Source organism: Mesorhizobium sp. WSM3224, assembly GCF_000427725.1.
GTDB lineage: Bacteria > Pseudomonadota > Alphaproteobacteria > Rhizobiales > Rhizobiaceae > Mesorhizobium.
The window spans coordinates 20,223-28,690 of sequence record NZ_ATYO01000040.1 but is presented as its reverse complement, the minus strand read 5'-3'; the positions used below and the strand labels follow the sequence as shown (position 1 = coordinate 28,690).

The window sequence follows — 8,468 nt, the reverse complement described above, 5'->3', positions numbered from 1 at the left end:
TGTAGCAGCCATTTAGTAATGCGACAGTTGCCCCAGTTAGAGATGCGACACTTCCTGCTTCCGAGACTGGTCAACATGAAGCTGGAAAGGAAGGCTGGCGACTTCACAGAGCCTGGCGTGAGACCAGGCCCATTGCGGAGCCGTCATGCCTTTGGTCACCTTGTCGCAAAAAGAGCTGCATCGTCTCGAAGCCATCCAGAAGATCCGCGACCGACGGCTGAGCGTCGTCCAGGCGGCTGAGCTCCTTCATCTCAGCCGCAGTCAGGTTCACCGGCTGTTGCAGGCCTATGGCCAGGACGGCGCCGGCGGCCTGGCCTCGAAGAAGCGCGGCCGACCGAGCAATCGCCGCCATGATGAGAACTTCCGCAACACCGCATTGGATCTGGTGCGCGATCGCTACCGGGACTTCGGCCCGACGCTTGCCCGCGAGAAGCTGCTTGAGTGGCACCAGATCGCCGTCAGCACCGAGACGCTACGCAAATGGATGACGGAAGCCGGCATCTGGACATCGCGCCGGGAGCGCAAGAAGCAGCTTCACCAGCCACGGGGCCGGCGCGACTGCCTCGGCGAGTTGGTGCAGATCGATGGCTCGCACCATTGGTGGTTCGAGAACCGCGGTCCCAAATGCGCCCTGCTCGTCTACATCGATGACGCGACCGGCAAGCTGCTGCATCTGCGCTTTGCCGGTTCCGAGAACACGTTCGACTATCTGATCGCCACGAAGGCGTATTTGCAGGAATGGGGCAAACCGATCTCCTTCTACAGCGACAAACATGGCGTCTTCCGCACGACGCATGGTTCGGAGAAGGATCGAACGACTGGCCTGACGCAGTTCGGCCGTGCGCTGTACGAACTGAACATCGACATCATTTGCGCCAACAGCCCGCAGGCCAAGGGCCGCGTCGAGCGCGCCAACCAGACGCTGCAAGACCGGCTTGTGAAGGAGCTGCGCCTGCGCGGAATCAGCACGATCGAGGCGGCCAATGCCTATGCGGCGGAGTTCGCCGCCGACTTCAATCTCCGCTTCGGCAAGCAGCCGCGCAATCCGAAGGACATGCACCGTCCCCTCGCCGAGCATGAGAATCTGGACAGCGCCATGTGTCGCAAGGAGTTCCGCACGCTGTCGCAAGCCTTGACGCTGCGCTATGACAAGGTGCTGTTCATCCTCGATCCGAGCGCCTTTGCGAAGAGCCTGGCCGGCAAGAAGGTGGTGGTCTGCGATTATCCCGACGGCCGGCTTGAGATCATGGATGGCAGCACGTCCCTTCCCTACAGGACATTTGACAAGCTGCGCTCGGTTCACAGATCGGAGATTGTCGAGAACAAGCGCCTAGACGAAGCGCTTGCAATGGTGGCCGAGATGCAGGCTGGCCGCGATCTTCAGCGCAGCCAGCACGGGCCGCGCCGCACCGGCCAGGCGAACCACATGTTCGGCATTCCCGACGGCAGCCAGGGCAACGGTTATGTGAAGCGCGGCCGCAAGCCCGGCAAGAGGACGGATTTCATGAACGATCCCGCCGTCATCGCACGGCGTGAACAGGCGCTGGCAAGGCTGGAAGCTGCGGAATGAGATTTGCGCCAGAAGGGTGGCTAACGGACTTTCGGACGATGTCCTTTCTGGCCGCTGTTATACCAGACAAGGCGGGCTGGCGGTTCGCCGCTGACGGTTTGCAGGGTTGCCCCGCTCTCACGCAGCTTCCTCCGGAAGCGCGAACCGTTCCGGGCTCCCCAAACGGCGAGATAAGCCTCTTCGGTCGCTTCATCGCGGTAGTAAGCCGAGCCTCCAAAGGCAGCTTCAAGCCCCTGCTCGCCTTTCATTCCGCCACCGCCAAATACCGAGACGACGAGATCAATTGGCGCAGCGGTCACGACCGTCTCGCTCTTGGCGAATTGACGAGCACGGAAAACGTGTATCGGAATGGGCTGGGTCACCATCGCAAGCTGCCATGGCAGGCCGAATGTCCGCAAGGGGCCGGACCCCATTCATGTCGTTGACAGGCTCTCAAAGCTAAAGCCGGGGAGCTTGGCTTAACCGCCCCCGATCGGGCTGCGCAACCCCCACCAGCTGACGCCCGATCGGGCGCTTGCGTCGGTGCCAGGCGGCACGTCACTGTCGCATCTCTAACTTGCCGGCGATGTCGCGTCTCTAAATCGCTTTGACATTATTTGAAGCGAGGGGCGCATGATGGCAGCAGGGTTCAAGGCGCCATCTTCGAAGCAACTTCCCAAAGCGCCCAGGCTTTGCGGCGCGGATCCTGCACAGTCTGCGTAAGTTGCAGCGCTTCGGACGGCTTGCCCGCTTCCGCAAGCGCGGCGGCGGCGAAGGCGATCAATATTTCCTTGCTGTAGTCGCTCTTCGCGGAATCGATGAAGGTTTGTGCAACAGGCAGGTAGCCGGACAAGGTCAGCGCTCGAACCAGGCCACTGGCCATACGGTCGCGGTTGAAGGTGGCAGGGTCGTCGCGCATCGCCTTCTCGATGACCGCGAAGACTTCCGGCTGGCCGGCGCGTTCCGCAACGTTGATGAAGGCATAGGCCCGGTTGGACGCAGGAAGTGTCCGTGCAAGATCGATTGCCTTTTGCCACTGCCCCGTGGCGGCCAGCGCGTAGATGACGTCCAGCGCGACGTAGGGGTAGTCGTCGGACGGCACCCGCGCCAACGAGACAAGGACCGCGTCGGCAGCCGCCTTGTCCTTGGTCTTCGTCGCGATGTAGGCCTTGCGGCGAACGGCGCTTGGATCGGATGAGGTCAAGTAAGGCAGCATCGGTTTGGCGCGCTCGGTCTCGCCGCTGAAATAGAGCGATTCCGCGGCCAGGCCGGCCAACTGCTCCCGCTCGGTCTCCGGCACGTCGCCCAGGTGCTTCACCGCTTCGGCCACACGGCCGGCGCGCAAATTGCCGAGCACCTGCCAATAGCTAAGCTGGAACTGATACTGCGGCTGGATGGCTTTCAGCAAGGCCGCGAGTTTGTCGTCGCGGCTCAGTTCGACAAGGACCGGGCCGATGACGAAGGCGTATTCCTTCTCCGACGTTTCGAGGCGTGAAAGGGTCGCTTGCAGATCGGCCAGACGGTCGGCGCGGGCAAAAGCAGCGATCAGGTCGGCCAACGCGATCGTGTCCGTCTTCTTCAACTGGGCCGCGAATTCGAGCGCCAGATCGAGCCGCCCGGCGCGTGACGCTGCCTCGACCATGCTGCCGTAGGGCAAGTTCTCCGTCGTCAGCGGTGCCGCGGTGCGGATCGCGTCCGCGGCCATGTCAAGCGCGCATGATTGTGTCGGCTTGGCCTGGCACATGAGCGCGGTCAGGCTTTCCTGTGCCACGCCGACGCCGGGCGCGGCAAGCAGCAGAGCGGCAAGAACAAAACGACGCATCGAATGCCTCCGGAAAGTGCGCTTTCACCCAATCCTGTTTGCTTTAGCTGATAGGCTGTCAAGCTTTTACGGCTCCACAGAGCTTCGCCAACCTGATACATCCGACCTCAAATGCCCGCCTCGCCTCCCTTTCTCGACTTTCCCGATCGCCCCGCCGACGAGCGCGTGCCGAAAGCTGTGATCTTCGGGGCCGGACACGGCAGCACCTATCCCGGCCAGGACAGCAGTGGTCATGCCTTGGCCGCAGACGCCATCCGCGCTGCGAGCCAGGACGATGTCGCGCTTGTCGGGCACTGGGATTTCGATCTCGGCGGTCCGCTTTTCGACGGCAGGCCGACCTGCTGCATCGACGCCGGCAATGTCGCGACCGCGATGCACGACAATGCCGGCAACCGTGAGCGGATAGAAGCCAAGGCGCGTGAGGTTCTGGCGCTGCCGGCCGTGCCGGTCCTGCTCGGCGGCGACGACTCGGTGGTCATTCCGTTCCTCGCAGGCTTTGCGGATTGCGGGCCGGTCTGGGTCCTCCAGATCGACGCCCATATCGACTGGCGCGACGAGGTGCATGGCGAACGCTACGGCTATTCGAGCCCGATGCGGCGAGCCAGCGAGATGCCGCATGTCGCCGGCATGGTGCAGGTCGGCCTGCGCAGCGTCGGCAGCGCGCGCCTTGCCGAAGTCGAAATGGCGCGCCGCTATGGCAGCCGCTTTGTCACCGCGCGCGAGGTTCACGCCCAGGGCGTGGAGGCGGCTCTCCTGCATATTCCCGAAGGTGCGCAGGTCGTCGTCACCCTCGACTGCGACGGCCTCGATCCTGGCATCATGCCGGGCGTGGCTGCGCGTACGCCAGGCGGCCTCTCCTACACCCAGGCGATCGACCTGATCGCCGGCCTTGGCAGGCGGGCCAGGATCGCTGGATTCGACCTCGTCGAGCTCTATCCTCCTGCCGACATTGACGGCCTGTCGGCCCTGACCGCCGCCCGGCTCGTCGTCAATGCCATTGGCGCCATCGTACGGCAGGCCTAAATCCGGTTTTCCCAATGGCTCCTCAAATCTCTGCACGGATATCTGAATTCGTCGAAGCACTTCCGTTGGAGGCCGGGCTTCGGGTGCTGGAGATCGGATGCGGTCCTGGCGTTGCCGCTCGTGCCGCCGCTAAGCGGATCGGAGACGGCTTCATTCTGGCGATCGACCGTTCGGAAAAGGCAATCCGATTGGCGCGAGCGGGATCGTCCAATGAAATGGCCGCAGGCAGCCTCGATTTCAGGTGTGTTGCGATCGAGGATTTCGCCTTGAATTCTGGCGATGCTCGCTTCGACATCGCCTTTGCCATGCGGGTCGGCGCGCTTGACGGGCGTCACCCTGAGGCAGGCCGAGAGGCGCTGAAGCGGATCAAGGCCGCGCTGAAGCCAGGCGGCAGGCTCTTCACCGATGGTGGCGATCCTCTGAAGGAAATCGAGCTTGATTGCGGCTTGTCGTCTTAGAAGAACCCTTCGAGAAACGCCGCGGTCACCTCCGAGATGCCGATGATCTTGTTCGTCGCCTGGCGATAGAATTTGAAGTTGAGCTCGGTCTCCGGCCGGCCGTCCTGCCAGTGCTTGAAGCGCTTGAGCTCGTCACGGCCCAGCCGTTTGGCCGCCAGGGCCGTACGGCGGATAGAAACGCTGACCAGCGGCGTCTGCCGCTCGAGGACCGGTCGTTTTGCAATTGCCTCGGAGGACGTCACCACGCCTCGCGCAACAAGCCCCTGCCCGCCTTCGTTCTCGCTGGCGAACAGGAAGATGACGTCGCCTTCGGCGATGCGCTTGCCGCCATACATGGTTTTCTGGGCGGCGAAGACGAACGTCTCCGCTCGCGGATCATGGATCTCCGCCTTGATGGCATATGCCATGCCTCACGGCTCCAGGCTGAGGCCGATCCGGTAGCTCAGCACGCGCCGGGCGCCCGGCTCGATCAGCATGACACCCGGTTTGTCGGCGAACTCGCCGTCGAAATCGACGGGACTGGCGACGCCATGCCAGGGCTCGATGCACAGGAACGGGGCGCCGCCGGGCTTGGACCAGATACCAAGCTCGTTGAACCCCAGCCACGACATCTCGATCGCCGGCCCCTGCCCGGCAGCATAGCGCAGGCTGGCGCTGGCCGGCCGGTCGAGAATGACCGCGTCGTCATCGAACAGCTTTTCGGAAAGCGGCAGCGTCTTTCCCTTGATCGGGGTTGGTTGCGGGGCCGGCAGCAGCAGACCGTCGTTCAGGCGGCGGACCGGCGTCGGCTCATTGTCGGCGAAGGTCAGCCGATAGGCTTCCTTGGGCAGTTCCGGCAGCAGCGGCCAGTTGAACGCCGGATGCGCGCCGATCGAGGCCGGCAATGGTTCGTCGCCGGTGTTGGTGATCTCGAAGGTCACGCCGAGTTGCCGGGGTTTTACGTCGTAGCCAATGGCAAGGCGAAAGGCGAATGGGTAGCGCGTCCGTGTCTCGGCGTCGTCCGTCAGGACCAACGTGCAGGAGGTCGGCCCCTGCTCCGCCCAGGCAAAGCGCCGGTCGCGTGCAAAGCCGTGCTGTGTCATCGGATAGGTTTGGCCGCGGTGCCGCAGTTGATCGCCCTTCAGCCGGCCGACGATCGGGAACAGGACCGGCGAATGACGGCGCCATGCAGGCCCTGCCTGCCACAGGAGCTCGGTGCCGTCGGCATCGCGCAGCGAGACCAGTTCAGCTCCCTGCCCGACGATGGTCGCGGAAATTCCGTCAGCGCGAAGCGTCAGCTGTTCCATTGCGTTCCTCGCGGCTGCTGGCATGCCGGCAGGCTAGCAAATGGATAAGTATGAACTCAAGGGCAACTGGCATGCCACGCTTTACCCGGCTGTGCGCGGCTCGGCAGGGCCGACAAAAAAGTGGCCGGAGGGAAAACCTCCAGCCACGCCAGATCAGTGATGTTGCCTGCTACGGTCCGGCTTATTCGCGCTCGCCGGTGAAATTCAGCAGCAGCTGGAAAATGTTGATGAAGTTCAGGTAGAGCGAGAAGGCGCCGAAGACGGCGAGCTTCTGCTGCGATTCCGCATCGAAATTCTCGGCATACTGCTCCTTGATCGTCTGTGTGTCCCAGGCGGTGAGGCCGATGAAGACGGCAATGCCGATCACCGAGATGGCGAACTGCAGCGCGGTCGAACCGAGGAACAGGTTGACCAGGCTCGCGATCACCACGCCGATCAGGCCCATGATCAGGAAGGACGAGAACTGTGTCAGGTCGCGCCTGGTCGTGTAGCCGTAGAGGCTGGTGGCGCCGAACATGGTCGCGGCGATGAAGAAGGTGCGCGCGATGCTGGTCGAGGTGAAGACCAGGAACACGGAGGCGAGCGAGAGGCCCATGACCGCGCAGAAGGCCCAGAACATCGCCTGCGCGCTTGCAGCCGACATGGTCTGCATCCTGAACGAGAAGATCATGACGAAGGCGAGCGGCGCCAGCATCACCACCCATTTCAGCGGGCTGGAGAAGATCGGCACATAGAGCGCCGGCGTCGAGGCCAAGAAAAAGGCGACGAGGCCGGTGACGACCAGGCCGAGGCCCATATAGTTGTAGACGCGCAGCATGTGCTTGCGCAGGCCCTCGTCATAGACGGCTCCGGCCTGGACGCCGGTGCCCATTCGGTATCCCAGATTGGGGCTGTTCATTCGGTTTCTCCTTGGTTTCTCAGTAGAGCGTTCTGGCTAGTTTCTCGGCGGCACGGTCGAGATTGCCGGCGTCGCTGCGTCCGACCACCGCGTAGGCAACCTCGCCGATCTGGAAATAGGCCGACGAGATGTCATCGGAGGGCGCGACCGTCGGCTTCACCACATCGAACGTGCCCGGCCTGATGGCAAACAGCGAGACAAGACCGAGGTCCTTGGTCTCGACCGCCACCTCGACGCTCGGCCCGAATTGCGAGGGATAGACCTGGACATCGCGGATCTTCCAGTCGTCGGGCAGCGACGGCATGACGATCGCGGTGGCGGCGCGGATCTCATCGGCATTGTAGCCCGGCGCTTCCTGCTGCGATGGCATCGTCTCGCGCACCAAAGTCGTCCGGTGCGCCCTGACCGCATCCTCGACATAGGCCGGCGGCTGTGTCGAGGCGACCACCTTGGTCACGGCTATCGGCCCGAAAACGCCGTTGGCCAGCCAACCCGCCGCGACCAGCACGGCCGCGGCCGCGGCCCGCTGCAGCACGGCAAGGATACGCCCCCTGGCGAGCACCCTTTCCAGCCGCCGCGCCGCTTCGGCGGTGGCCGGACGCGCCATGCCGACCGGTCCGGCAAGCGCGACACGCAGTTCGTCGCGCGTCCTCAGATCGGACATCACGCGCGCCGCCGCTTCCGGGCGCGCGGCGAGGTGCGCCTCGACCTCGATGCGGCGGGCGACATCCAGCTGATCGTCGACATAGGCGTCGAGGTCGGCATCGGTCACGGGGTCGACAATGACGGTCATTGATCGTCTCCCACGATCCTGAGATGGGGCCTGGCTTTCGGGGGTGCACCCTCCTCCATCTCTCGCAGGGCGGCACGCGCGCGGCCGATGCGCGACATCAGCGTTCCGAGCGGCACGCCAATGACTTCGGCGGCCTGCTGATAGGAAAGCCCTTCGATGGCGACGAGATGCAGGGCGGAGCGCTGTTCCTCCGGCAGCGATAGAAATGCGTCGCGGACCTGCGACAGGCGCACCGAATGGTCCTGCGACGCCGGCATGCTCTGGTCGGCGACAAGGCCGGCCTGTTCAATGCGCGCCGTCTCGGAGCGGCGCGAGCGCATGCGGTCGATGAAAATGTTGTGCACGATCGCCAGGAGCCAGGCGCGCAAATTGCCGCCCGAGCGAAAGGTCGCGCGCCGCTCATAGGCGCGCACCAGCGCGTCATGGACGAGATCCTCGGCATCGGTGCTGTCGCGCGTCAGCGAGCGCGCATAGCGCCGCAGCGACCCCAACTGCCCGACAATATCGAAGCGTGCCATCGACCGTTTCATGCCCTGTTTACGGAGCAGGTAGGGACTTTAATCCCCTGCCCGGCATTTCTTTTACGCGTCGCTGGCGCAGAGGAAACCGCTGGCGCGGCGGGATCGATTTGCGTATCAC

At 63.8% G+C, this 8,468-nt stretch carries 10 protein-coding genes; 3 read left to right on the top strand and 7 right to left on the bottom strand.

Annotated features, from left to right (window positions below; all coding sequences use genetic code 11):
• The first annotated feature begins 145 nt into the window (after positions 1 to 145).
• A complete protein-coding gene (locus tag YU3_RS0132090; protein ID WP_027168525.1) occupies positions 146 to 1,570 on the top strand; it encodes an ISNCY family transposase in 1,425 nt (474 codons plus the stop codon).
• A 20-nt stretch (positions 1,571 to 1,590) separates the two neighbouring features.
• Here the strand turns inward: YU3_RS0132090 and YU3_RS0132085 are convergent, their stop codons facing one another.
• Together YU3_RS0132085 and YU3_RS0132080 are read right to left on the bottom strand one after the other, a co-directional pair.
• Complete coding sequence (locus tag YU3_RS0132085; protein ID WP_036259349.1) at positions 1,591 to 1,935, bottom strand: hypothetical protein; 345 nt, start codon at positions 1,933 to 1,935, stop codon at positions 1,591 to 1,593.
• A 263-nt stretch (positions 1,936 to 2,198) separates the two neighbouring features.
• Complete coding sequence (locus tag YU3_RS0132080) at positions 2,199 to 3,371, bottom strand: hypothetical protein (RefSeq protein WP_027170033.1); 1,173 nt, start codon at positions 3,369 to 3,371, stop codon at positions 2,199 to 2,201.
• Positions 3,372 to 3,482: 111 nt separating this feature from the next.
• On the opposite strand from YU3_RS0132080, the gene YU3_RS0132075 reads away from it, so the two are divergent.
• Positions 3,483 to 4,394 (top strand): agmatinase, encoded by a 912-nt coding sequence (locus YU3_RS0132075; RefSeq protein ID WP_027170032.1) that lies wholly within the window; start codon positions 3,483 to 3,485, stop codon positions 4,392 to 4,394.
• Between the two features lie 14 nt (positions 4,395 to 4,408).
• Entirely contained in the window at positions 4,409 to 4,852 is a 444-nt protein-coding gene (locus YU3_RS0132070) for a class I SAM-dependent methyltransferase (RefSeq protein ID WP_027170031.1), read from the top strand.
• Here the strand turns inward: YU3_RS0132070 and YU3_RS0132065 are convergent.
• The 5 genes from YU3_RS0132065 to YU3_RS0132045 all read right to left on the bottom strand — a co-directional run bounded on the left by YU3_RS0132065 (position 4,849) and on the right by YU3_RS0132045 (position 8,347).
• Positions 4,849 to 5,259: a hypothetical protein gene (locus YU3_RS0132065; RefSeq protein ID WP_027170030.1), complete on the bottom strand. Its 411-nt coding sequence runs from the start codon at positions 5,257 to 5,259 to the stop codon at positions 4,849 to 4,851. The two genes, YU3_RS0132070 and YU3_RS0132065, sit on opposite strands and share 4 nt — an antisense overlap.
• A 3-nt stretch (positions 5,260 to 5,262) precedes the next feature.
• The gene (locus YU3_RS0132060; RefSeq protein WP_027170029.1) at positions 5,263 to 6,138 is read right to left on the bottom strand and encodes an aldose 1-epimerase family protein; all 876 of its coding nucleotides are present in this window, start codon (positions 6,136 to 6,138) and stop codon (positions 5,263 to 5,265) included.
• Positions 6,139 to 6,319: 181 nt separating this feature from the next.
• The gene (locus YU3_RS0132055) at positions 6,320 to 7,036 is read right to left on the bottom strand and encodes a Bax inhibitor-1/YccA family protein (RefSeq protein WP_027170028.1); all 717 of its coding nucleotides are present in this window, start codon (positions 7,034 to 7,036) and stop codon (positions 6,320 to 6,322) included.
• A 19-nt stretch (positions 7,037 to 7,055) separates the two neighbouring features.
• A complete protein-coding gene (locus YU3_RS0132050; protein ID WP_027170027.1) occupies positions 7,056 to 7,829 on the bottom strand; it encodes an anti-sigma factor in 774 nt (257 codons plus the stop codon).
• Positions 7,826 to 8,347: a sigma-70 family RNA polymerase sigma factor gene (locus YU3_RS0132045; RefSeq protein WP_198021755.1), complete on the bottom strand. Its 522-nt coding sequence runs from the start codon at positions 8,345 to 8,347 to the stop codon at positions 7,826 to 7,828. The genes YU3_RS0132050 and YU3_RS0132045 overlap by 4 nt, the downstream gene beginning before the upstream one ends.
• Positions 8,348 to 8,468: the final 121 nt, after the last annotated feature.